Origin of the sequence: Rhizobium mesoamericanum STM3625 (assembly GCF_000312665.1) — a bacterium.
In the GTDB taxonomy this organism is placed as follows: domain Bacteria; phylum Pseudomonadota; class Alphaproteobacteria; order Rhizobiales; family Rhizobiaceae; genus Rhizobium; species Rhizobium mesoamericanum.
Genome location: NZ_HF536773.1, coordinates 925,468 through 948,440, shown reverse-complemented (window position 1 = coordinate 948,440; position 22,973 = coordinate 925,468). Strand labels below are relative to the sequence as shown.

Below are 22,973 nucleotides of genomic sequence, written 5' to 3'. Positions count from 1 at the left end.
GGAAGGCTCCGAGCGACCTCCTCGCGAATCAAGCCTCGGAGCCTTCTGGATCCCCCGATGGCGCCAAAACACCCCTGGAAACGACGCGCGTACATCATCGTGGATCCGGAAATGATGATGATCTGACGTTATGCGTGAGGCCTTCATGGAAGAGCCCTCCGAAATGCCAATTCCGCCACTGGGCATAGACTTGGATGTCCGCCCGGGTGTCTACCGCGTTTTGACGTCGGTTGCGGCTTTGGGTGACGTCTTGATGGAGCGATGGCCGGAAAAGCAGAGAGGCCGCGCATGGCGCAGCGCCGTTGTCGCCTGTCTGAGAGCGCTCGAGACACAGACCGATGCCGAAGTCGCCAGGTCCGCCTTCATCATGGCTGCGAAAGACGCTGGAATAAGCGTGAACGCCAACGCCGAGCACTTCGAACCCCGGAAGCGGGAGACGTCAAAGAAGAAACCGCAAACGAACCAGTGACGGCAGGTCAGTCCCTGTCCACGTCCCTCTTCCTCGCCCACAGGCCCATTGTGGAGCTTTTTTTGAAGCAGCGGAACAAAAGCCCGCGGAATTTGTTTTTCCGAAACTTTGAGAATCGAAACCCCTCAAAGTCAACTCGTCACTCTGCCCCCGCAACCGCGACTGCGGGGCTTTCTTTGTGGTGCGCACTCGCACTTAGACTGACAGTTTATCTGGCCGTCATTCTGGAGTGAGCGTAAGCTGATGCTGCTGTCCGTCGAAGGCTAAGCGTACACCTTCGCGAGCAACTGGCGTGTGACCCTGAGAAATGGACCTGTGGGCCCCAGCCTCAGGGCCCCGCTGAACTAATTTTCTCGATTTTTCCCGCTCCGGTGACGCATCAAGCAGACTCCTCCTAAATGGCCCTGCGCACGACAAATCGTCATTGATACTGACGAGGCGGTCGCGTTCGAGCAATTGGATGCCTGGGGCCGGCCTCGTCATGGCGGCCTTCGCCGCGCTTGCAGGCCTCACTGACTTGATGGCCGTCGCGTGCCTGCGGGAAAGGCAGCAAGCAGGCATTTGATGGAACAACGGGCATCGCCTTCGGGACTGTTGTAAACTACCTTACCATCCATAGCTGAAGGTAGCGCCGCTGCCGTTTTCTCCATCCTGTGCCACGTCGGTTTGAGTATTTCGCCCATACTGGAAAATGCCATAAGCATTGTTGTTGCCGTTCTGCCGCAAGGTCGCGGAATGACCGTTGCCCCGTTGCTGGATGAAGCCGAGATTGCCACGGCCGGCCTGGCCGATGCCAGCCGCGTTACCACGGCCCTGCTGCCGGATGTCGGCATCTTTCAGATCGCGGTAAAGCGAATAGATACGCAGTCCGGTTGAGAAAAGACCCGCATCCTCAGCATTGTCCGGCGCGAGGTTGAACGAGATTCGGCCGCCGGCATAGGCCGGTACAGACAGGGCTACTTGCCCCAGGCTCCCGGTAAGAAGAGTGACGGTAAAGATCTTAAACATGTTGCGGATCATTTTGATCTCCAATTGGCGGCTGCCTGAGCCGATGATCAACTTTCGCATTTTGCAGCTGAACCCAGTCGGAATTTGCCGTTCAGTTGTCGTTCAGTCGGTTCGGCCTGCTCGAAAGCAAAAGGGCGCTGAAACCGGCGCCCTCTTAATGATTGCAAAGTGTGGAGACCGTTCAGTTGCCGCCGATCTGCTTCGTGCAGCTGAAACCCTTATCCCCAATCACGACATCCAGTGTCGCCTTGTATTCGGCTCCCTTGGAGTTGAGCGTGACAGAGCTGAGGATTGCCGCGTGCCCCGCTTTCGCATCAAAATCGCCACTCTGGTTGATTGTGGAGCTTCCGCCGTCTCCTGCTTTTTCGACGTGAAAGGTGTAGGTTCCGCCGACATGTTTGTTGGCCTTGACGAGTGCATCCAGTCTCACCATACCTGCTCCCGGCGCTGCTTTGATTTCGCAAAGCTGCGCCTCGTCAGATTGGTTGGCAGTCGTCATGGCCGCAATGGCGCCGACGGGAAGCAGAACCAGCGCAAAAATGGCAATCAGACGACGTGGATGTTTGATGCTATTTGGCATGGGTCGTTATCCCCTAGTGGTGTGCTGTTGCGCTCTTGGTCTCTTTCACGTTATCGCCACTTACGGGCATGCCTGGATGAAGGCTGCGACATTGCCGTTGCCGCCCTGACTGACATTGGCGCTGCAGCCATGGCCGACCTGGACGCCTGCGGCGATGTTGCCATTGCCGTCCTGGGTAAGGATAGTCGTGTGGTTGGAACCAAACTGGCCGATGCCAGCTATGTTGCGGTCGCCGCTCTGATAGGTGGCGCCGTAGTTGTCATTGCCTTCCTGACCGACAGCCGAAAGATTATGGCGACCATATTGATGGCCGACAATCCGATTGTAGCCACCGTTTTGGTAAGTCCTGATGCGGTTTCCGTACCCTTCCTGCGCACCACCGGCAGAGTTCAACCAGCCATATTGTTCGATACGCACGTCGTTGGCCATGGCAGGGGCTGTGGCGGTGAGGCCGACGAGAGCGATGAGTGCGGTTGCAATGAAAGACGTGCGGATCATGAACTGTGTCTCCTCAGGCGGATAAGACCGCGGTTGAACGACTTTCTTTTAGGCGCTCCCTTTCGAACGGAAGCTGAAGGCACCATTCAGTCGGGGTTCATTCGCAGAGATCGGCGCTCTTCTCATTATTCGGTAAACCTACCTGTTCAAATTCGATGCTCCACTGATCGCTTTCTGTTGTTCATATTCACGTGCCCGCACCAAAATCCGCTTGGCCGGCGATTGCGACCCTAGACTCCGGATTAGTCGGACGGTGCTGGGCGCGGGATTGCGATCGACACCGCCTATCCCGCCACCATCGGCGTGCCGCCAGCCTTTCTTGCGCGCATAGCCGTAGTCGGCGAGAACTCTTTCGGCAAAGAACTGCGCCCTGACATCGGTTACTTAAAGCTCAGAGAGGCACAAAACATCGCGGGCGTATCTGCTCAATCGGTGCTGGCTGTCTAAAGTGCCAGCCGTAGCTGCGGCTCCGCTCCAGAAGTTTGCCGCTTCAGCGAGGAGAGGGTGACGCCGAGCAGGCGGATGCCTTTTCGAGGCGGAAAGATCGGTGAAAGCAGAAGGTCAACTATCTCTTCGAGGTCGGCGATCGCCGGCAGAGGTGCCGGAACTGTCTTGCTGCGGGTGATCTGATTGAAGTCGGCATATTTGACCTTCAGCGTCACCGTCTTGGCGCCGATTCCGTTTGCCTCGCAGTAACCCCAGACTTTTTCGATCAGCGGCTGGAGCCCCTCGCGAGCCGGCTCATATGCATGGACGTCGTGCGAAAACGTATCCTCGGCGCCGACTGATTTGCGCACCCGGTCCGGCTTGACCTGGCGTTCATCGATACCACGGGCAATGCCGTAGAAATACGGCCCCGACTTCCCGAAATGCTCGACCAGGAACTCGAGCGTCTTCTCCTTGAGATCGGCGCCCGTGTCTATCCCGAGCCGATGCATCTTCTCTGCCGTCGCAGGGCCGACGCCATGGAATTTTTGGACCGGAAGGGCCTCGACAAAGCCCGGCCCGTTCTTCGGCGTGATGACGGCCTGACCGTTGGGCTTGTTCAGGTCGCTTGCCATCTTGGCCAGGAACTTGTTGTAGGAAATCCCCGCCGACGCGTTGAGACCGGTGACCTGCTTTATTTTGGCGCGGATCTCTGACGCGATCTCCGTGGCGATCTTCATCCCTTTCAGGTTTTGCGATACATCGAGATACGCCTCATCGAGCGAGAGCGGCTCAATGACCGTCGTGTATTCAGCGAAGATCTCACGGATCTGCTGGGAGACCGCCCTATAGACGTCGAAGCGCGGCGGAACAAAGATCAGCGCCGGACACTTTCGTTTTGCGGTCGCCGACGGCATTGCCGAATGGACGCCGAATTTGCGGGCCTCATAGCTCGCAGCCGCGACAACGCCGCGCGCAGCCGCTCCGCCTACGGCAATTGGTTTGCCTCGCAGTTCCGGATTGTCGCGCTGCTCGACCGAGGCATAAAAGGCATCCATGTCCACATGGACGATTTTACGGATGGCGGTCGAGCTCATGTCGTTCATGGCGGCTTAAGCGATCGGATAGGATCGGTAGTTGAATTACGGGCTGAAACAAAAAGAGAACATAGCAGCCTTCGGCGCGATAGCAACCGGATTCGATTGCCACCTCGGTCTGCCTTCGAAACTCCCGGCCGCCACAGGCGTTCTCCTCTCAGGTATTCAGTATCAGGAGACAGCTAATGGCGGACGACAGCACCACGACAATCCGAGCTACGTTCCAGACACGCGAAGCAGCCGATCTTGCCGTCGAACATCTGGTTCAGCAGCACGGTATTTCGAGGCCCGACATTTTCATCCAGTCGGCAAGCGACCGCAATACTACTGGATCGGTGCCATCGGGCGGGGATGCCTCTCATGAAGACGGTGCTCGCCGTGACGCGCCACTTGCGGGCGAGATAGAGGTATCGGCCGATATTGCGTCCAACCAGGTCACCGCCGTCCAGCGCAGTCTCGGAGACGCCGGCGGGCTTCGCATATCGAGCCACTGAACATGGCCGACAATCTCTCGAAATACCGTGCAAAGCGCGATTTTAAGAAGACGAGCGAGCCGAGCGGCGAAACGCAAGTCAAACCGTCGAACCAGCGGCGATTTGTGATCCAGAAGCACGATGCGAGGCAACTGCACTATGATCTCAGGCTCGAACTCGACGGCGTGTTCAAATCGTGGGCGGTAACCAGGGGTCCGTCACTCGATCCCCATGATAAGCGGCTGGCAGTCGAGGTCGAGGATCACCCGCTAGACTACGGCGACTTCGAGGGCACGATCCCCAAGGGCCAGTACGGCGGCGGCACGGTGCTGCTGTGGGATCGCGGCTACTGGGAACCGGAAGGCAGAAAGTCTCCCCAGGAGGCGCTGAGGAAGGGCGATTTCAAGTTTAGGCTCGAGGGAAAGCGTCTGCACGGCAGCTTCGTCCTGGTCCGGATGCGCAGCGACAAGGATGACGCCAAACGGACCAACTGGCTGCTGATCAAACACCATGACGATCACTCGGTCGAGAAGAATGGCGCGGCAATCCTGGAGGAGAACACGAGCTCGGTCGCATCCGGCCGCAGCATGGAGGAGATCGCCGCGGGCAAGGGGCGTAAGCCCAGACCATTCATGATGTCGAATGCAGATGTTGAGGCCGACGCGGTCTGGGACAGCAAGCACGGCTTGGCCGCCGACGAGCGTAAGAAGAAGTCGCACGAGGAGGTCGTGACCTCTACCGTGGCCGAGCTGCCGGATTTTATTGCCCCGCAGCTTTGCGAGACGCTTGCCCGGCCGCCGGCCGGTAAGGATTGGTTGCACGAGATCAAGTTTGACGGTTATCGCATCCAGGTGCGTGTTGCCGATGGCTTAGCAACGCTGAAGACGCGCAAGGGCCTCGATTGGACGGCAAGATACCCTGAGATCGCAAAGGCGGCCTCTGAACTGCCCGATTGCATCATCGACGGCGAGATCTGTGCCCTCGACGAAAATGGCGCACCTGACTTCGCCGCGCTTCAGGCATCCCTGTCGCAGGGCAAGACGGGTGACCTCGTCTATTTCGCGTTCGACCTGCTGTTCGATGGTGGCGAAGACCTGCGGCCCTTGGCTCTGGTTAGGCGCAAAGAGCGACTGCAAGGCCTCCTCGCAGATGCGCCTGACGATCCTCGTCTCCGCTATGTCGAACATTTCGAATCCGGTGGCGATGCTGTTCTGCGCTCCGCCTGCAAGCTGTCGCTCGAAGGCATTGTCTCAAAGCAGATGGATGCGCCCTATCAATCGGGCCGTACGGATACGTGGGCAAAGTCAAAATGCCGGGCTGGCCATGAAGTGGTGATCGGTGGTTATGCCAAGACCAATGGCAAATTCCGTTCCCTCCTGGTCGGTGTGCACCGAGGCGATCACTTCGTCTATGTCGGCCGCGTCGGCACGGGCTACGGCGCAAGGAAAGTCGAGATGCTGCTACCGAAACTGAAGGCGTTAGAGACGGCAAGATCGCCGTTCACCGGTATCGGCGCTCCGAAGAAGCAGGCCGAGGTTGTCTGGCTAAAACCCGAGCTTGTTGCTGAAATAGAATTCGAAGGCTGGACCGCGGATGGCCTCGTCCGTCAGGCTGCTTTCAAGGGGCTGCGAGAGGACAAGCCGGCAAAAGAGGTTGAGGCCGAGAAGCCGGCATCACCCGCCAAGACCGATACAGCTGAGCCTGCCCCTGCCGCCAACTCCAGGCGGGATCGCCGCAAAGGCGCGAAGGCCGAGGTCATGGGAGTGCTCATTTCAAATCCCGACAAGCCGCTCTGGCCGGATGCTGGCGATGGCGAGCCGGTTACCAAGGAAGATCTTGCTCGCTATCACGAAGCCGTCGGCGCCTGGCTCATCGGACATATCAAGGGGAGGCCATGTTCGATCATTCGGGCGCCTGACGGCATTGGCGGTGAGCAGTTCTTCCAGCGCCACGCAATGCCTGGGACGTCGAACCTTCTCGAACTGGTGAAGGTATTCGGTGACAAAAAACCTTATCTGCAGGTGGACCGGATCGAGGGACTGGCGGCCATCGCCCAAATCGGAGGCATCGAACTGCATCCGTGGAATTGCGACCCGGGCCAGCCGGAAGTGCCGGGCCGGCTGGTGTTCGACCTCGATCCCGGCCCCGACGTGCCCTTTGCCACCGTTGCGGACGCTGCGCGTGAAATGCGCGACCGGCTCGAGGAACTCGGCCTCGTCAGTTTCTGCAAGACCACGGGTGGCAAGGGCCTGCATGTGGTCACCCCGCTCGCAGTCAACAAGCGCAAGCCGCTCACTTGGGCCGAGGCCAAGAGCTTTGCGCACGACGTGTGCCAAGAGATGGCGCGCGACAATTCCGACCTCTATCTCATCAAGATGACCAAGAGCCTGAGGGGCGGCAGGATCTTCCTCGACTATCTACGCAATGATCGTATGGCGACTGCCGTGGCGCCGCTGTCACCACGGGCGCGGACAGGCGCCACCGTGTCGATGCCGCTCACCTGGATGCAAGTGAAGTCGGATCTCGACCCGAAGCGGTTTACCGTGCGTACGGTGCCGGCGCTTCTTGCGAAAACATCCGCCTGGCAGGACTATTGCGATGGCGAGCGCCCGCTTGAGCAGGCCATCAAGCGTCTGGGAAAATCAAGGCGGGCCGCATGATCTCCGAAGAGCGGCTTCCGGTTAGTGTCACATGGAAAAGGAAACGAAGGATACATCCAACCCCCCACGTGAGGGTGCAACGACCGATCTGCCGCACGACCGGATAAGCATTGAGCGGTTTCGGCAGGCATTCCCACGTGCGCGGTGGAACGACCGCCTCAATGCCTGGTTCGTGCCCGGCCGCACCGCCGAGAAGCGCATCGGCCGCTGGCTGGCTGAGATCGAGGCCGAGGCAGACAGGTTCGCCGACGAGAAAGGGCGGGATGCTTTCGCCTTCGACAGGATTGAAAGCTGCTATCTCGAAGCAGCACCGGCGGCCTTCCAGATCCGTACGCCCTATTCACGGCGCGTCATCGACGAGATCCGGGAAATCCCGCATGCGCGCTGGGACGCTGACCGCCGTCTTTGGACCGTTCCATATCGCTCGTTTGAGGAACTGCGTCAGCGCTGGCCGGCAATCGAGGCGGCCGCCTTGCGCAGCGAGCCGGAGGCCCGTCGCGCAAGGCGTGAGGCCATCAAGGGGACGGAGGAAGAGGCGGCGTCCAAGGCAAGGACCAGGGAACGCCGGCAAAAGCGATATCCGGTTCCTGCCGATGACAACCCGCCGCTCGAGCGCGCGATCGGCACGCATGTCGGCGTCATTTTCTTCACCGGCACGGACGGCGAGCTGGCCGAGCAGGCGATGATCGATGCCTTCTACTTTCCTGCGGCGGATGGCAAGGAATATGTCTGGGCGTCCTGGCGAACAGGCAGGTTGGAAGAATTGGTGACCACCTGGCCGGCCCGGTCGCCACCGGAACAAAGCGAACTCGACCGCGGCTGGTGGATGCCAACCCTGGAAGAGTTGCGAGTGGCGCGACGCAATGCGAGATCCAGGCGGCGAGCCGAAGAGCGCAAGGACAAATCATCCGGTGAGAGAACTGCAGACCCTTGAGGCCTTTCGAAGCCTGCCGCCGGTCCAGCCACGCGAACTCGTCGGTCTGTGGAAGGGACGCGGCATACAGTCGGGGCATCCCTTCGACGGGGTGCTCGAAAATCTCGGTTGGTTTGGCAAGCGGTTCACGTCTGACATGCGCGCGGATGCCTTGCTGTTTCGTGCAGGCGAACGGCGCCTGATCGCAATCAATCCGAAATGGATACCACTTCGCCTGGCACTTCGCTTCCATGGGCTCGGCCGGACCCGCATCGCGAGAAACCTGTTTTCCTATCTCCAGCGCCGGCTGCGCGCCAGGGGGCCGGTCGCCTCCGTAAAGACCATGATGTTTGGGGGTGTCGAGAGTGCGGCGATGGCCTATGACGACCAGCCGATCGTCGATCATTTCCGGCGGATCGATGAGCGCAGGGTCATGGGGGCAATGACGATCCCCGGCGAGGCGCGGGTCTATTTCTTCGAACTTGAGCGCGTTGACGAGCCCTGAAAACCTGTCACCCGCATCATCTACCATCCACCACCCGCTGGTTATGATGATCGACTTGCCGAGGAGAGGTCTGAGACCGCCTCCAAATCGACGGTGAAGCGATGGGTCGCTGTCGCTGGCTAAAAGCTGTGAGGGGACTTCCTCGTCATAGCGCCAGCGCCCGTGTGAGATCGTCGTGCTCGAAAGCGCTGGCCATGCGGGTTATTTCGGCCGACCGGGCGCCAACTGCCTTGGCGGTCTCGCGCCACGTCGCGGTCACCGTCGCGACTTCTTTGATGATCGCGCGGGCCCGCGTCAGGGTGAGCCCGAAATACTGCGACGCGTGTTCGAGCAGATCGAGCGAGCAGGTACCCTCGTCGAGATCTATGTTTGTCGTCAGCACGCGCGCCTTGAGATCGGTCGGCACTGGATTGAGGTCGTAAACAGGCGAGAGGGACCATCCAGCTTTGCCGAGCCAGAGGAAGCCGTGGTTGCGCAGATGATCGTCGACATTGGAGATCAGCACATTGAAGACGACGCGCCGATAGAGCGCGTGGGCGTCCGTCTTTCCCTGCGCGCCATGCCGGGCCAGGGCGTCGACGATCTCGGGGTAGCTGCCACGGTCGCCATCCTTGGCGGCCATCATCGCCATTGCGGACAGGAACGGAACGCGGATTACGCCATCGCGATCGAAGCGCCGCGATAGCATCACCGCCTTGCCAGCGACTTCGACAAGTTCGTGTTGCGGAGTGGCGATGCCGGCTTGGCCGGCCAGCCGCAGCGCGATCTCCTCCCAGGTTTCCATGCTGTAGCTGTCGGTCTCCTTCGGAAATTTGGCGATGGAGAGATGGCCATGTTGATCGATGACCGAGGCCTTCGGCCGCGCACCGCCAAGGGAGGAGCCGGGCGCGAAGATTAGTTGAAGGTCTTCGTCGGTCTCCTCGTCCCGAAGAATCCGCTCAGTGATCTGAAGCAGGCGGCCAAGGTCAATCATGGCCGGAACGTCGGCCCCTATCGGCGCCTGGAAGGTCTCATCGCCAACCCAGCGGAACCGGAGCGCACCGAGTCGCGTCGCATCTGCGACCCCGAGCAGGTAGTCGCTTTCCGCGAGTGTACGAAGGGCGCGGCTCTCGCGTTCGGCTAGGCGACGCTCGGCGCGCTGCATAAGGCGGCGGCCCCAGGTATCCGGCGCCGAGTCGCCGATCGAGCCGAAGGTCGCCAGTCCGGCAGGAGGAGCGAAGGCGCCACGCGTCAGTGCAAGGGCAGGCTCCAGCGAGAAGCGGTCCGGATCCTCAAGCCATGCAACGTCGTACTCGAAGAGAATTGTTTCTGCGCCGCGGACGCGATTGCCTCTCGCCAATCCTATCCGGCGCATGCTGCCATGCAGATCGATATGTACCTCGAAGTCAGCCATCGCGGGACGATCCGGTTGGCCGCTTTAGATGAACGTGCTTGGGCAGATCGGCACTGGCCAGCACCTGTCCGACGCTGTCGTTGCTGATGTCGGCCACTTTGCCCAGACCTTCGAGCAGACCGAGGGCCTGGAGGACGCCGGCATAGATACCGATGCTGACATTAGTATCGCCGGCTTCGACCTTTTGCAGAGTCGAGCGAGATGTGAAAGCGCGCTCAGCCACGACCGCCATAGGCAGCTTGCGGCGCCGGCGGGCGTCGTGGATATCCGCGCCAAGCTTCCGCAGCGCGCGGCGAACGGCCGCTGGAGGGGTATGTGGAGTAGGCATTTGTCACCATCAAACTACAAATTCGCTAAATATGTAGCACGAAGTTTACAATTTTCCAAGCTGGAGTCGGAGCGTAGGTCGGCGGCGGGCCACACGTTTTAGGGTCCCGCCGCCGGCGAGAAGCTGCTGGAGCATCGGCGCGCCAAACGTCGTTGGGGATCCCCGTTGCATGAGCCCCACCTAGGAAACACAAACCTCAGCCCATTGGTAATAAATTCCTAAAGATTTCTCCGATGTGGGCGGAGTTCATTCGAGCAGATATCCTTCGCGCGATCTCGGAAGTGACGCATCTCTTGGTCTGAACTTCCAAGACGGGATGGCATAGGGGACGGGGTCAGGGCAGCGAGCAATTCGTCTGAAGCCCCGCAATGTGGTGATCTGCCGCAATGATTGGGAACTGAAAGCTCATGTCGCTGTTATCCAACTTAAACGGAGAAAAGACGATGTCCAATGTTTCCAAAGCCGGGGGTGATGACCCGAACAATGCGACAAGCCGGACAACCTTTGGCAGGTCAGTTGAGAGTCAAGCTCAAAGGCGTGACGCAGCATCCGAGGCCTTCGAGACTGCTGACGGGGAAATGCTAAACATCTATCGTCTTGAGCCGCTCGCCGCCCCGCAGGATCCAAGATGGGGCAATGCTACCAATCACGGCATTATCGTCGTGGCAGCCCGCACAGCTGGGGACGCGCGCATCGTTGCATCAAGCCGAGAGCTTGACTTTATGGAAGTCGACGCGGCGCCCGCAGAAGATGTCACCACATCCAATGCCAGTGCCTTTCGCGACGACAAACTCTATTCGGTTGTGGAAATTGACAGGGGCAGGCGTGACGTGAAACGGGGTGTGCTTCAAGGAACCGTTTCGGTCAATACGATCCTGCCGGTTCAAACTGATCGTTAGTTCCAAAGTGAGTGCAAGTGACAGGCTTCATGAAATACATACGGCCTGCGCGTACTCTTCAGCTGTAAATGTTTGGGGCTTAACTGCCGCGTGTCGCTTCGGACCGATTTTCTCGGCAGCCAGAGCTTGACCAGCAATGGCCAAGGACGATCTCCGCGGCAATTGGCGCAAGGATGACGGAAGCCGAGCTAAGACTGCGGTTCGATATTGCGGCAAAGGTTTGGTTGGCTTCATCGCTCCGTAGGCCGCCGCGACAAGGCGAGGCGGACTTGAAGTCCTGTCGCCAACCAGGATACTTCACATCCAGGCGGCTGCAGGGTGGCCAGCCTGAAGATGGGCCAGGGAACAAACGGTCAGCAGGTTCACCTGCTATGCCCTCGTGAGGACGCGTACATCACCCCTTCGGCAAACGACATCGACCACCACTTGGCGGCCGGAACGGCGGATCGCAACATCGGCTGACCCGTCACCAATCAACATATGCTGCAAGACCACCTCGTCTAGGAAGGATGGAAGCTGTGGTTGATTGAGGCTGATCTGCAATGCGTTTGGTTCGAAATCGAGACCGAGGCAGCATTGTAGCAACAACAGTGGCGCTGCCGCCGCCCAGGCTTGCGGTGAACAGGCGACGGGATAGAAGGTCGGCCCTTGCGCGCGCTGACGCGGCAGTCCACAAAACAGTTCGGGGAGTCGCCGCAGATCGATGTAGGTTGAGGCGGCAAACAACCCCTCAAAGATCCGAGCGGCATCGGCTCGAAAACCATAACGTGCAAGACCGCTGGCGATCAGGGCATTGTCGTGCGGCCATATCGACCCATTGTGATAGCTCATGGGATTGTAGCGTGCCTCCGTCGAGGCGACCGTGCGAATGCCCCATCCGCAAAAAAATGATGCACTCATCAGGCCACGGGCGACCTGTGCCGCCCGTTCGGGATAGGCTATGCCGGTGAACAGGGCGTGGCCGGCATTTGAGGAGCGAACCCGGCAGGGTTGCTTGTCGCCATCGAGAGCCAGCACGTAAGTGCCGAGTTCCTCGTCGAAAAAGGCGGCATCGAAGGATCGTCGCAGGCCCTCCGCCCGCGCCAGGAGGTTTGCTGCGCGTTCTGGACGATTAATCTGCCGGAATATTTCAGCCGCCGCTTGCCAAGCGCCGTAGACATATGCCTGTACCTCGGCGATGGCAATCGGTCCCTGAGCCAAAGTCCCGTCCGCATGAAAGACGGAATCTCGGCTGTCCTTCCACGCTTGGTTGATGAGGCCCTCGTCGGTCAGTCGACCATACTCTACGAAGCCGTCACCGTCTCGATCGCCATACTCGTCGATCCACGTAAGGGCGGCCTCCAGATGCGCCAGAAGAGGATAGATGCTCGAAAGATCACCGGTGCGCTTGAGATATTCGCCAGCCAGAATCACAAAGAGTGGTGTGGAATCGATGCTCCCGTAGTAGCGCCGGAAGGGAACTTCACCAAGTTCGGCCATCTCACCGCAGCGAACCTCGTGCAGGATTTTCCCCGGTTCGGCGTCAGCGGCGGGATCGATCTCCGTTGCCTGATTTGCCGCGAGATGCCTCAGAACACCGCGGGCAATCGCAGGGTCCAGCCAGAGCGTCTCGAGCGCGGTTATGAGCGCGTCGCGGCCAAAGACTGTGCTGAACCATGGGATACCGGCATAAGGATACGGGCCTTCCGATTTGTCTGTTATCAGCATGTAGAGGTCGGAGATGCTGCGACGGGCCATCTCGTTGAAGATTTCGTTGGATGTATCGATCGAAGCCGCACGTGAGCTGGAAGCGCGTAAGGCTCTGCGTGCGTCTCGCAGCGCAAGGAAAAAGGATCGATGGTCCCCGGGTTTTTTGGGCTCGCCCTCGTAGCAGCCAATCTCGATGAACAAAGATCGGGACTGATGCGGCGCAAGATCGAGATCATAACTGATATGGTTGCTGCCAAGTTCGTCCGGCTTTGGATCGAATGAAAGCCGGGTCGATCGCGTCCGATCGTCGAGACCGATATAGGAGAGAAGGACATAGTCCTGTTTGACGACAGGCGACAGATGACGTCCTCTCTTGCTTCTTACCGTGCCCCGGACTTCGAACAGATCGGCGAAATCGGCTTCAAAAGCGATCTCAATTCGAATTCGGTGCGGCCGGTCGTCGTAGTTCTTTGCCGTCAATCGTTCGTGGCAGTGACCATTCCAGAGAAAGCGAGACCGACGCAGGTGAATGAGATCGTGGCCGAGGACAAGCCTATCCTTGTCATCAAAGAGATCGGGATTGGTGAGATCGCAGGTGAGCGTTGCGTTGTCGTCGCGCAAGCTCGACGACAACAGCATTGGTCGCTGGCGATTGATGGTCAGATAGAAATGCGAGAGATATCGGGTGTCGCGATGAAAAAGCCCTTCCGGGCTACCTGGCCCGAAAAGCACGTCGCCATTGTGATCGAAGACGGTGAATGTATCGCCGTGCTTAAGGGTGCGCGGCCGGCGCTCCTGCAATGAGGCGGCGGCCGGGATGAAAAACTGAGCGACGGGCCGCGCCAGACCTGTCGATGCGGGGGATGAATTGGGGTTTGCAGAAGCGACCGACATTGCTCCTCCTCAAAACTCAGGCGACGACCTGAAGTCCGACTGCTTGTCCGTTCGACCGGCGACGTGGCGCGGCTTTTGTACGAACACCCGGAAGCTTGCGGTAGATGTTGAGGTAGTCGCGCGCCATCCGTTCCGCAGTGAAGCGCTTCTCGAATGTTGCTCGCACTTTGCGGCGATCTAACCGAAGCGCCCATTCGACGTTCTCGACCGCCTCGGTGACGCTGTCAACCACAATGCCGGAGACGCCGCAGTCAATCACCTCCGGAACCGATCCGCAGCCGAAGGCAATGACCGGTGTGCCGCAAGCCATTGCCTCGATCATCACCAGTCCGAACGGCTCGGGCCAATCGATCGGGAAAAGCAAGGCTCCCGCGTTTCCAAGGAATGCTGCTTTCTGCTGCTCGTTGATCTCGCCGATGAACTCGACGTTGGAATGACTCTCCACCATCGGCTTGATAACGGCTTCCCAATAGGCCTTGTCCGCATTATCGATCTTGGCGGCGATCTTCAGAGTAATGCCAAGTTTGGCCGCAATCTTGATGGCGCGATCCGGTCGTTTTTCCGGGGAGATGCGGCCGAGGAAGGCAAGATAGTTGCCTTGCGGTTTGGCGGTGAAGGGGAGGAGATCGGCCGGAATGCCGTGATAGACCGTCCCTGCCCAATTAACCGGTGGCATCGGTCGGCGCTGGTCGTTGGAGATCGACACCAACGGGATATCGGCAAAGGTCTTGTAGAAGGGCCTGAGATCCGGCAGATCAAGACGACCGTGCAAGGTCGTGAGCGTGCGATCGGCAAAATCCCGGATCAACGGAAAATGCAACAGATCGATGTGGAAATGCAGCACGTCGAACTCATGTGCGCGCCGGCGAATTTCCTCAAGCATTACGAGCTGATGCGGGAGCTGATCCTGGACTGCGGGATTAAGGCGAAGTGCAACGTCCGAGCAGGGCACCAGTGTTGCGTCGCTGACGGAGTCTGCGCTGGCAAAGAGCGTGACGTCGTGGCCCTGCGCGACAAGTTCTTCGGTGAGATAGGAGACAATCCGCTCTGTTCCTCCATAGAGCTTGGGCGGAACGCTTTCGGCGAGCGGTGCGATCTGAGCGATCTTCATCGGCAAAACCTCCTCGATTGAGCAAGAGTCGTCGGTAAAAATCATGCCTTTCGTTGGCACGGGTTTGTTCGAACCGGGGTCAGCTTTCGAATGGGTGTCGGTGTCGGTCTCCTCTTCTGTAGCTGCAGAGACCAAATCCGCCGAACGGCCGTGCCCGCGCTCGTCGACGTTGAGTCTTGCGAACGGGCGACACCGAAGAGCATTGCTGTGACGGTTCATGCGCGCCGTCCAACAACTTCAACGCCTCGAGAATTTCATCATAAGAAGCGGCTTTATCGGTTCCCGGATAGAGCCGAAGCGCAGGCGTGGACTCGACGGCAAAGATGTCGGACGCCCATGAAGCCAGAATAGCCCGCTTTTCGTCCTTGCCGATGTTTTCGGCCGCAATGACGTCCCGCGGGTGATGGAAATGTTCGCCTGGGCGAAGCAGATGACCGGCATTGATAGCGGCCATGGCTTCCTGCGGTATTGAATTGCTGATGCCTTCCTTTCTCATGGTGTTGCTCCATTGATCTTGACCGTTGGAACGTGTCTTGTTCGATGTTGCGTGCAAGCGGGCGCGACAAGAGCGAGGCGCTCTGGCGTGCTATCGGAATGGGACGGCAATTCCGTCAGCCGGTCGGCTCTTTGGATTGACTGACGAGCGGTTCGGCTGGGCTGGCGCTGCACGACATAACTCAACCCTTTGCTTTCCGCATAGCGCACAGCGGACTGAAGGGTTGGGAACTCCAGTTTGAGCTGTGTGAGCGTGTCGGCACTGCCCGTATAACCCATCAACGGCTCGATGAAGGGTGGGGTGCGGACTTCGAAGACAAGGTGCCAAGCTCTGGTCCGCGCGGCCCCCGACGTCGTCACCGAGCGCGGCGGTTTGAAAATGCGAGCGACCGCATCCTCTGGAAACGGCGAGCGCTCCAAAAACAGAGCTTCCCGCCGATTGTCATTTGAGGGCCGTAAACCTGAATTGGGGGCCGTGCCTGTGCTATATGTCTCGCTGATATTGTCCATTGTTCATCCCTCTTTATTGGCGAAGGATGGCAGGGGCCGCCGCTGACCGGCGGCCCAGTCAATTGTTCTCCTCAGGTCTTGATGGCGATACGCTTTAGCTGCGACTGCGCCTTCTCGGTTTTGGGTAGCGTGACGGTCAGGACGCCATTCTTGAACAGGGCCTCCACCTTGTCTTCCTCGACGTCGACGCCGAGGGGAATACGGCGCTCGAAGCGACCGTAAAAGCGCTCCGAGAACTGTTTGTTCTCGGTCTCGGAGTTCTTCTGCCCTTTCAGCGTCAACACACCATCGTTCAGCAAGATCTCGATGTCTTTTTCTTCGAGGCCGGCCACCTCGGCTGTCACCTTGATCTCCTTGTCGCTGTCGGAGATCTCGATGTTAGGCCAGCCGGCGCCGAATGCGCTGGTTGCGCCAACCGAAGGCAGAGCGGAACCAAATCCGCGGAAGACGTCATCAAACAGCCGGTTTACTTCGCGATGCAACGCCAGGAATGGATCCCGATCGCTGTCGCGGTAGAGACTGGGTGCCTGGTTGCCGTCATTGCGACCCCAGGGGATAAGATCACGGACACTCATGGGTTTTTCTCCTTCTCGTTCTTATAGACATGTCTGCGATGGCGCCGGGGACACACCCCGGCACCTTGTTCGAACTATGCACTGGCGGGAAGGTTTCAGGCCGCCTGGTTTGCCGTGTCGATCCGCTTGGTCTCACTTTCCGGCAGAGCCGAATCGGTTGAGATCGCGATCCGGTGTGGCTTCATCTCTTCGGGAAGTTCACGCTTCAAATCGATGGTCAGCAGACCGTTGACGAGGCTTGCGCCCATGATCTTGACATGGTCGGCAAGCTCGAAGCGACGCTGAAATGCTTGACCGCCAATACCGTGATGTAGGTATTCGCCGTCTTCAGCATTTGCCTTTTGACCGGAGACGATCAGCATGTTCTGGTTCTGCGTAAGATCGAGTTCGTCTTGCGAGAAGCCTGCAACCGCCATCGTGATTCGGTAGTCATCATCGCTGGTCTTGGCGATGTTGTACGGCGGCCAATCGTCCATCGTCTCGGCACGGCTCGCAGCCTCGAGGGCATTCAACATTCGGTCAAAGCCAATGCTCGACCGAAACAGGGGCGAGAAATCGAAATTGGTGGTTCTCATAGCCACATCCTCCTTGAAGCAACATGGATACGAGACAGCGCCGAGTTCAAAGACATCCCGGCGTCTGCTCAACGTACCGGCCCCGTTTGGGCGTCCGGCAACAAACGATTTAGTTACTCGAAGTGACGGTTCAAGAGGGGCTGGCGCCGATCGCGTAATTTCTAATTTCGAAGGTCCGCAAGGCCGCCGGACTTCATGACCAACAGTTTGACACGGCCCTGATGAAGGAATGTTTCGCATGTAAACGCGGCCGAATTCCTTCCAGTCGGCTCGTGTATTTCAGGTGCGCCGGTTCACAAAACGCGCCGCAAATTGAAGGCGTCGCGAGCTTCCCAATTATGTTCCCATTTTGTGACATGGATGAGGATCTTTGGCTTGCCCTGGTCATTTTCCGAACACGTCAGGTAGAATGAGCAGCTTCGCAGGAACCTTCAGAACATTTGCGTGTTAGCCGAAGTTCTTTGTTCAGCGAGGATGTCATGTATCATCACGTCAAGAAACTCATGTACACCGTCCGGGTCGACGAACCGGATCCAAAATTCGGCAACATGTTGCTCGAACAGTTCGGCGGGGCAAATGGCGAACTGGCAGCTGCCATGCAATATTCGATCCAAGGCATGAACTGCGAGGACCCGGGCCGCAAGGATCTGCTCATGGACATCGGGACTGAAGAGCTCAGCCACCTTGAAATTGTCGGTACCCTTGCCCGCTTGCACCTTAAACCTCTGAAATCCGTGAGAGAGGAAGCAGAGGTTGACCCTCTGATTGCCATTGCCGGCGGTGGTGGAATCAATCTGTTCAATTCCATGGGCAATCCATGGACTGCGGACTATCTGAAGATCACCGGCGAGCTTGATGTCGACTTGCGCAGCAACATTGCCGCTGAGGCCCGCGCCAAGATCGTCTACGAGCGCCTGATTGATTTCTGCCGCGATCCTGGCACGAAGGACGCGCTTCAGTTTCTGATGACCCGCGAAATCACACATATGCGTGCATTTTCGCTTGCTCTGGAGACCATGGGTAAGCCGCCCCTCAGCGTTGGTGCGATCGCGCCGACGCCGAAACTTGTCAATCAGTACTTCAACGACTCGACCGGAGAGGGGGATCACGGAGAGGTCGATACGCGCGGCGCCTGGAATGAAGGCGAGCAGTGGGAATTCGTCGAGGCTCCAGCGTTTCAGGGCATGAAGCCTGGCAAGGTTGAGGGAGCAGCTATCCACGCGCAAAGTGCGCCCCTTGAAGGATCGAAGGCAATCCAGGAGGTGCTGATTGACCAACTGCGAGATCTGTTGCACGCGGAAAAGCAGCTCCTAAAGGCTCTGCCCAAGATGGAAAAGGCCGCGCGCTCGAGGCAGTTGCAGACGCTGCTGCAAACTCATCTCCATGAGACTGAAGTCCAGGCGGAACGCCTTACCGAATGTCTCAAAATCTTGGGCGCACCTGCTCGTGTGAAGCCGTGCAAGGGTATGGCCGGCCTCATCGAAGAGGGTGAGGAAGTGATGAGCGAAGCGAAGAAGAAGGATGATGCGTCGGCTGATATCGCCCTGATTGGGGCGGCTTTGCGCGTCGAACACTATGAAATCGCTGCCTACATGACGGTCCGGAACTTGGCGCTGCAGCTTTCGCAGCCGCAGATTGCCCACCTTCTTACGCTGTCGCTGGGCGAAGAACAGAATGCCGGTCAATTGCTGGATCAGGTCTCGCAGCCGCTGATGTCGGTTGCTCGCATGCCACTCGCCGTTGCGTAAGTGATCTCGGCAATCAATCGGTTTTCAGACCTTGCGGCGAGAGGGCGACGCGCTCCCGCCGTGCGCAATCAAGAATCAGACGACAGAACTAAGGTGAGGCGATGACAAACATACGTGCCCATGGTTTCGAATCGAAAGCCCAATTGGAAGAGTACCTGAATGACATCGAATCGACCGGTCCTGATCTGGGACCTGGTTCCTCTCAAGTTCCCATAGAGGAGGAGATAGAAAGGCTTTGGAAGCAGGTGGCCGAACTGCGCAATGGGATTTCATCTGTGTTGAGGGCCACCGAGAATAGGGCGCGGCGTTCCACGAGTCTTTGGCTCAAAATTGGAACGGTGATGGCAATCTTATTTCTTGGAAGACTAGCCCAGAATCTATGAATGGCGCTGGAAACCTGCGGCTTTCCCCTGCTTGTTATAGCGAGGAAGAACCACGCGCGATCAGATGCAAGTTCCAACTGGCGTCCAGGACCAATCTGCTTTTGGAAAGCTCGGCAGCCGGTTGCCTATTCTGGTCGAAGGACACGAACAACCTGGTTGTGCCCCGGTTATTTTGATTGGAGGTTCATTACGTGCGCCTACCTAGCGCCAATTGCCTGACCATAACCACGTCGATGTCGAATAGTCATGCCGGCGACGCAGAACCTGCCTGCTGGGCCCGGATAGCCTGCGCGGCCGCGGCCGCGCCTCCACCGTCCTTCTCGTCACCTCCGACCTGCACAGTCGGCTGCGCAAACGTAATTCCGTTTGCCAGAAACAACTCACGGATCTTGGCGTAGGCTTTGCGACGGATGTAGGTCTGCATGCCAGGAACGGTAGTCATCGCAAAACTCAACACAATGCCGTAGTCGGCGAATTCCTCGACGCCCTTCATCTTCAAGGGCTCGATGAAGAGTGGCCCCAGTTCCGCGTCCTCCTTGAGTTCTGCTCCAACCTTCTTGGTCAGCTTGCGGGCCTTCTCGATATCGGTATTGAAGCCGACGGTGATCCTGAACTTGTCAATAACCCAATCGCGGCTCATGTTCTGGACAGCTCCCAGTTCGCCGAATGGCACCGTGAAGACCGGTCCGCGATGATGGCGAAGCCGCACCGATCGCAGGCTGAAACCCTCGACGGTTCCTTTGTAATCCTTGGCCTGGATGTATTCCCCAACGCGAAAAGCGTCATCCAGCATGTAGAACACACCGCTGATGACGTCCTTGACGAGAGTCTGCGAGCCAAAACCAATGGCCACGCCGAAGATGCCGGCGCCCGCGATCAATGGCCCGATCTGCACACCCATCTGCGCCAACACGACGAGGGCTGCCATGACCGCAACGACGACAGCTAAAGCATTGCGGAAGATCGGCAAAAGCGTGCGGAACCGCGCCCGCCGGGCGGCATCGGCAGGCGCAAGGGATGTCGTGTCGGTTGCTGTGCGTAATGTTCGGTCGATCCAGCCTCTGGCCAGTTGCCAAAGCAAATCCGCAACCACGAGGATCAGAACACTCTTCAGGCCGCCATAGAACAAGGCAGCGATGGTCGGATTGCGCTGACCCACTGTGTCCGGATTGAATTGCCAAACAAGTGCCAGCCAACCGACGGCGAGGCAGATCACCGCAGCGCGTGCGCTCCGAACGACCAAGACACCACGGAGGCTACCGGAATCGCTTACGAAGGACGCTGCCGCGCGCCCAACGGTGTTGAGCATCGCCGGCAGGACAAGCAAATAGATGCCGATCCAGAAAAGCCCTCTCATATTGAGGCACCAGATAAGCCACAACGTGACGAGAAAGACTGACACAGCGGCTTTCCACGGTCGAGGCCGCTGCGACGTCGCCCACACAGCCTCGATTCCGAAAAGTAGCCCGATGACGGAGAAGCAATAACTGATCGCAGCCGTCACGAGCGGTGGAACTCCAAGGGGTTCGCCAACAGCAGCGGTCGCAATAGCCAAACAAGCGATACCGACGAGGACAATCAATCTTGCGCGCAACGACGCCGCGATATCGGCTGCTGACAAGCATACGACTGCCAGGCGAAACAGAATGAATGCGGAGAGATAGGCAAGCAAAGTGACGCGGGCGAGAGGCGGCCATTCTACCGCGAAGAATACAATCGCCATCGCGCCTGCGAAGATGCCCACCGGGGCCAACCGTCCCGGGAGCGTCTGATGCTGCGAGATCAGTCTGCGGTATAGTCCCTCGGCGAAAAGACCAAGTGCGACCAGTCCGCCGAATATGACGAAGACGGGTGCATAACCCCTGCTTATGGCATCCTGCCGTGCTCTCATAGCGGCCGCGGCCACTTCCGCCGGAATTGAAGGTATCGCAGTAATGATTTCGTGAACGCGCGTCCGTGTGGCAGACTCCAATTTCGCCAAATTCGGGCTATCTGTCGATGAGGCAGGGCTCGATGGGCCGGCCTCTTTCCGGTCCTTGAGCCATGTCTGCACATCCGGATCCTGAAGGAGGCGCACGAGTTCGTTGATCTTCTCCGGTGGGGCCGCGGCCGTCGGCGCTTGCGCGAGGGCATTGAAGGCGAAGAAAAGTCCGGCGACGAGAGACAAAAACCCCTTCATGATAAACCTCCTACTGCGTGAGCGTCTGCGGCTTTAGATCACCACCGAGTGTTTCGTCGGCCGGCAGCGGTTTCCTTCTTTTTGCGAGAGGCGGCTGTTCGATGATCGTGGCCGGAACCGCGACGGCCGTCGCAGCAACAGTCCCGATGTTCGTTACGGTACCTCCAACTACAGCGGTGATGCCCTGGCCAAGTGTAACCTTCGAATCGGTGAGTGTCTGGCCAGTCATAAGGCGCTGGCCGATAAGTTGGACGATCTCCGGGCTTTCGGCAAACTTGCCGTGATTGAGCCCATCCTCGGTCTTCACCTTCGTCAGATCGATCGCGGTGATGCCCGCCTTTTCAAGCTTCGAACGGTAGGGCTCTTCGGTCGGGTTAATCGCGCCTAGACGGGAGACCCGACCGGTAATAAAGCTCGAGACCGCGAGAGCCTTGTCATCCTGAGACACGAAGATCGTGAACTTCGGACGTGGCTCGCCCATCTCCACAAATTGCTTGGCGAAGACCTGGATGTCGATATCAGGAGAAGCGAGGATCACATTATGAATCTTCGAATTCACGTGGCCATCGCGTATCCCCATCTGCCGGAGCGATTCCATGGCAAGCCAGGTTCCCATCGAGTGAGCCATGATGGTGATGTCCTTGACATTGGGGTCCGCGGCCAGGGTGCGCAAAGCCTGCTCCAATCCTGTCCGCGAATAATTCGTGCTCTCTTTGTCGTATTCGTAGGCCGTTAACTCGGCTCTCGATGGCCATGTGAACAGGACGGGCGTCGCCTCCATCTTGCTGTCGTGCACGATCTGCGCCAGCCGGAAGACAGAATCCTCGTAGGTGTTGTTGAAGCCGTGAACGAACACCAGCGCATGTCCACCGTTCACATGCTGCCCGAACCATTCCCGCCCCTGCGCGACAGTGTCAATCTGCTGGACATTTGTTACGGCGAAATCTGTTGCCGGGTTAGGCGGGAGACGCTTCGGCCACTGCACGGTGCCTGCCTCGCGCTTCGGAGGAAGCGAGACCGAAATTTGCGTCAGATGGGGTTTGGAGCTGCGCTCTCCATTAAATAGCGTCGCCGGGTCTCCAGACGGCTCGCGCGTAGTTGCAACCAACATCTCTACCTTGGAGGTCGCAGGAGTGGACGCCGAGACTGCAACCGGCGTCATCACGCCGTCGGGATGTCCGCAACTTGTCAAAAGGAGGAGAAGAAGAGGGATACTACGTTTCACCATGCCCGCATTCCAGCAATCGCCCAGGGAGGGGCTTATCAACGCTGGACGCTAGCAGGTGGCGTGAGACGAGGCCCGTAACATCGCGTAACATCTGTGCGGATGGACGCGCCCGTGGTGCGAAATTATCACGCCTGAAAATGCCAACGGCTAGTTCATTAATGTCGGCTGAACCCGATCGATCGCGGCTCCTGCAGCCCGCAGCCCTGCAAGAACGCGCTCCTGGTCTTCTGGACGGGCCAGACGCATAGAAATCTCACGCTCGACCATCGGCATAAGCGTCGGGGCCTTCGCATCAAGCCGATCGAGTTCGCTTCTGGCCTGGTCGATCTTTCCGGAT

General features: G+C 58.6%; 21 protein-coding genes and 1 pseudogene. 7 read left to right on the top strand and 15 right to left on the bottom strand.

Going from position 1 to position 22,973, the window contains the following annotated elements; translation table 11 throughout:
• Positions 1–145 precede the first annotated feature (145 nt).
• Complete coding sequence (locus tag BN77_RS24630; protein WP_040678755.1) at positions 146–469, top strand: DUF982 domain-containing protein; 324 nt, start codon at positions 146–148, stop codon at positions 467–469.
• A 606-nt stretch (positions 470–1,075) separates the two neighbouring features.
• Here the strand turns inward: BN77_RS24630 and BN77_RS24625 are convergent.
• The 4 genes from BN77_RS24625 to dinB all read right to left on the bottom strand — a co-directional run bounded on the left by BN77_RS24625 (position 1,076) and on the right by dinB (position 4,087).
• Entirely contained in the window at positions 1,076–1,489 is a 414-nt protein-coding gene (locus BN77_RS24625) for a cryptic curlin major subunit (RefSeq protein WP_007537211.1), read from the bottom strand.
• 169 nt (positions 1,490–1,658) lie between these two features.
• Positions 1,659–2,057, bottom strand: coding sequence for a curli-like amyloid fiber formation chaperone CsgH (gene csgH / locus BN77_RS24620; RefSeq protein WP_007537209.1), 399 nt, complete (start codon positions 2,055–2,057; stop codon positions 1,659–1,661).
• Between the two features lie 60 nt (positions 2,058–2,117).
• Positions 2,118–2,555: a curlin gene (locus BN77_RS24615; protein WP_007537207.1), complete on the bottom strand. Its 438-nt coding sequence runs from the start codon at positions 2,553–2,555 to the stop codon at positions 2,118–2,120.
• Positions 2,556–2,998: 443 nt separating this feature from the next.
• Positions 2,999–4,087, bottom strand: coding sequence for a DNA polymerase IV (dinB, locus tag BN77_RS24610; protein WP_007537205.1), 1,089 nt, complete (start codon positions 4,085–4,087; stop codon positions 2,999–3,001).
• Between the two features lie 176 nt (positions 4,088–4,263).
• Here dinB and BN77_RS24605 point away from each other — a divergent pair, with 176 nt between their 5' ends.
• From BN77_RS24605 to BN77_RS24590, 4 genes are read left to right on the top strand one after another with little or no spacing between them, the layout of a single operon-like run.
• The gene (locus tag BN77_RS24605; protein WP_007537202.1) at positions 4,264–4,572 is read left to right on the top strand and encodes a hypothetical protein; all 309 of its coding nucleotides are present in this window, start codon (positions 4,264–4,266) and stop codon (positions 4,570–4,572) included.
• 2 nt (positions 4,573–4,574) lie between these two features.
• Positions 4,575–7,211 carry a DNA ligase D gene (gene ligD / locus BN77_RS24600; RefSeq protein ID WP_007537200.1) on the top strand — a complete coding sequence of 879 codons (2,637 nt, stop codon included), beginning with the start codon at positions 4,575–4,577 and terminating at the stop codon, positions 7,209–7,211.
• Positions 7,212–7,242: 31 nt separating this feature from the next.
• A complete protein-coding gene (locus BN77_RS24595; RefSeq protein WP_007537198.1) occupies positions 7,243–8,145 on the top strand; it encodes a hypothetical protein in 903 nt (300 codons plus the stop codon).
• Positions 8,075–8,629 (top strand): DUF4334 domain-containing protein, encoded by a 555-nt coding sequence (locus BN77_RS24590; RefSeq protein WP_007537196.1) that lies wholly within the window; start codon positions 8,075–8,077, stop codon positions 8,627–8,629. The genes BN77_RS24595 and BN77_RS24590 overlap by 71 nt, the downstream gene beginning before the upstream one ends.
• Before the next feature lie 145 nt (positions 8,630–8,774).
• Here the strand turns inward: BN77_RS24590 and BN77_RS24585 are convergent, their stop codons facing one another.
• Complete coding sequence (locus tag BN77_RS24585) at positions 8,775–10,022, bottom strand: type II toxin-antitoxin system HipA family toxin (RefSeq protein WP_007537194.1); 1,248 nt, start codon at positions 10,020–10,022, stop codon at positions 8,775–8,777.
• Complete coding sequence (locus tag BN77_RS24580; RefSeq protein ID WP_007537192.1) at positions 10,015–10,350, bottom strand: helix-turn-helix domain-containing protein; 336 nt, start codon at positions 10,348–10,350, stop codon at positions 10,015–10,017. Before BN77_RS24580 ends, BN77_RS24585 begins: the two co-directional genes overlap by 8 nt.
• Positions 10,351–10,793: 443 nt before the next feature.
• Between BN77_RS24580 and BN77_RS24575 the strand changes: the two genes are divergently transcribed.
• Positions 10,794–11,249: a hypothetical protein gene (locus BN77_RS24575; protein WP_007537190.1), complete on the top strand. Its 456-nt coding sequence runs from the start codon at positions 10,794–10,796 to the stop codon at positions 11,247–11,249.
• A gap of 369 nt (positions 11,250–11,618) precedes the next feature.
• Here the strand turns inward: BN77_RS24575 and BN77_RS24570 are convergent, their stop codons facing one another.
• From BN77_RS24570 to BN77_RS24545, 6 genes are all read right to left on the bottom strand, one after another.
• Positions 11,619–13,832 carry an amylo-alpha-1,6-glucosidase gene (locus tag BN77_RS24570; protein WP_007537188.1) on the bottom strand — a complete coding sequence of 738 codons (2,214 nt, stop codon included), beginning with the start codon at positions 13,830–13,832 and terminating at the stop codon, positions 11,619–11,621.
• A 16-nt stretch (positions 13,833–13,848) separates the two neighbouring features.
• A complete protein-coding gene (locus BN77_RS24565; RefSeq protein WP_007537186.1) occupies positions 13,849–14,943 on the bottom strand; it encodes a glycosyltransferase family 4 protein in 1,095 nt (364 codons plus the stop codon).
• Positions 14,944–15,022: 79 nt separating this feature from the next.
• Entirely contained in the window at positions 15,023–15,439 is a 417-nt protein-coding gene (locus BN77_RS24560) for a hypothetical protein (RefSeq protein ID WP_040678421.1), read from the bottom strand.
• Positions 15,436–15,948 carry an NADH dehydrogenase ubiquinone Fe-S protein 4 gene (locus BN77_RS24555; RefSeq protein ID WP_007537182.1) on the bottom strand — a complete coding sequence of 171 codons (513 nt, stop codon included), beginning with the start codon at positions 15,946–15,948 and terminating at the stop codon, positions 15,436–15,438. Before BN77_RS24555 ends, BN77_RS24560 begins: the two co-directional genes overlap by 4 nt.
• A 71-nt stretch (positions 15,949–16,019) precedes the next feature.
• Positions 16,020–16,523, bottom strand: a complete 504-nt coding sequence (locus BN77_RS24550; RefSeq protein ID WP_007537180.1) for an Hsp20/alpha crystallin family protein — start codon at positions 16,521–16,523, stop codon at positions 16,020–16,022.
• Between the two features lie 95 nt (positions 16,524–16,618).
• The gene (locus BN77_RS24545) at positions 16,619–17,098 is read right to left on the bottom strand and encodes an Hsp20 family protein (protein ID WP_007537178.1); all 480 of its coding nucleotides are present in this window, start codon (positions 17,096–17,098) and stop codon (positions 16,619–16,621) included.
• 479 nt (positions 17,099–17,577) lie between these two features.
• On the opposite strand from BN77_RS24545, the gene BN77_RS24540 reads away from it, so the two are divergent.
• On the top strand, positions 17,578–18,846 hold the full coding sequence (locus tag BN77_RS24540) for a DUF892 family protein (RefSeq protein ID WP_007537175.1): 1,269 nt from the start codon (positions 17,578–17,580) through the stop codon (positions 18,844–18,846).
• Between the two features lie 627 nt (positions 18,847–19,473).
• Here BN77_RS24540 and BN77_RS24530 read toward each other — a convergent pair.
• The 3 genes and pseudogenes from BN77_RS24530 to BN77_RS34250 form a co-directional block, all read right to left on the bottom strand.
• On the bottom strand, positions 19,474–21,408 hold the full coding sequence (locus BN77_RS24530) for a mechanosensitive ion channel family protein (RefSeq protein WP_007537170.1): 1,935 nt from the start codon (positions 21,406–21,408) through the stop codon (positions 19,474–19,476).
• A 10-nt stretch (positions 21,409–21,418) separates the two neighbouring features.
• The gene (locus tag BN77_RS24525) at positions 21,419–22,636 is read right to left on the bottom strand and encodes an alpha/beta hydrolase (protein ID WP_007537168.1); all 1,218 of its coding nucleotides are present in this window, start codon (positions 22,634–22,636) and stop codon (positions 21,419–21,421) included.
• Between the two features lie 147 nt (positions 22,637–22,783).
• A pseudogene (locus BN77_RS34250) lies at positions 22,784–22,973 on the bottom strand (hypothetical protein); the annotation flags it as partial.

Coding starts and splice junctions, on each gene's coding strand:
- BN77_RS24630 (WP_040678755.1), top strand. CDS start 146: ATGGAAGAGCCCTCCGAAATGCCAATTCCGCCACTGGGCATAGACTTG.
- BN77_RS24625 (WP_007537211.1), bottom strand. CDS start 1,489: ATGATCCGCAACATGTTTAAGATCTTTACCGTCACTCTTCTTACCGGG.
- csgH (WP_007537209.1), bottom strand. CDS start 2,057: ATGCCAAATAGCATCAAACATCCACGTCGTCTGATTGCCATTTTTGCG.
- BN77_RS24615 (WP_007537207.1), bottom strand. CDS start 2,555: ATGATCCGCACGTCTTTCATTGCAACCGCACTCATCGCTCTCGTCGGC.
- dinB (WP_007537205.1), bottom strand. CDS start 4,087: ATGAACGACATGAGCTCGACCGCCATCCGTAAAATCGTCCATGTGGAC.
- BN77_RS24605 (WP_007537202.1), top strand. CDS start 4,264: ATGGCGGACGACAGCACCACGACAATCCGAGCTACGTTCCAGACACGC.
- ligD (WP_007537200.1), top strand. CDS start 4,575: ATGGCCGACAATCTCTCGAAATACCGTGCAAAGCGCGATTTTAAGAAG.
- BN77_RS24595 (WP_007537198.1), top strand. CDS start 7,243: ATGGAAAAGGAAACGAAGGATACATCCAACCCCCCACGTGAGGGTGCA.
- BN77_RS24590 (WP_007537196.1), top strand. CDS start 8,075: ATGCGAGATCCAGGCGGCGAGCCGAAGAGCGCAAGGACAAATCATCCG.
- BN77_RS24585 (WP_007537194.1), bottom strand. CDS start 10,022: ATGGCTGACTTCGAGGTACATATCGATCTGCATGGCAGCATGCGCCGG.
- BN77_RS24580 (WP_007537192.1), bottom strand. CDS start 10,350: ATGCCTACTCCACATACCCCTCCAGCGGCCGTTCGCCGCGCGCTGCGG.
- BN77_RS24575 (WP_007537190.1), top strand. CDS start 10,794: ATGTCCAATGTTTCCAAAGCCGGGGGTGATGACCCGAACAATGCGACA.
- BN77_RS24570 (WP_007537188.1), bottom strand. CDS start 13,832: ATGTCGGTCGCTTCTGCAAACCCCAATTCATCCCCCGCATCGACAGGT.
- BN77_RS24565 (WP_007537186.1), bottom strand. CDS start 14,943: ATGAAGATCGCTCAGATCGCACCGCTCGCCGAAAGCGTTCCGCCCAAG.
- BN77_RS24560 (WP_040678421.1), bottom strand. CDS start 15,439: ATGAGAAAGGAAGGCATCAGCAATTCAATACCGCAGGAAGCCATGGCC.
- BN77_RS24555 (WP_007537182.1), bottom strand. CDS start 15,948: ATGGACAATATCAGCGAGACATATAGCACAGGCACGGCCCCCAATTCA.
- BN77_RS24550 (WP_007537180.1), bottom strand. CDS start 16,523: ATGAGTGTCCGTGATCTTATCCCCTGGGGTCGCAATGACGGCAACCAG.
- BN77_RS24545 (WP_007537178.1), bottom strand. CDS start 17,098: ATGAGAACCACCAATTTCGATTTCTCGCCCCTGTTTCGGTCGAGCATT.
- BN77_RS24540 (WP_007537175.1), top strand. CDS start 17,578: ATGTATCATCACGTCAAGAAACTCATGTACACCGTCCGGGTCGACGAA.
- BN77_RS24530 (WP_007537170.1), bottom strand. CDS start 21,408: ATGAAGGGGTTTTTGTCTCTCGTCGCCGGACTTTTCTTCGCCTTCAAT.
- BN77_RS24525 (WP_007537168.1), bottom strand. CDS start 22,636: ATGGTGAAACGTAGTATCCCTCTTCTTCTCCTCCTTTTGACAAGTTGC.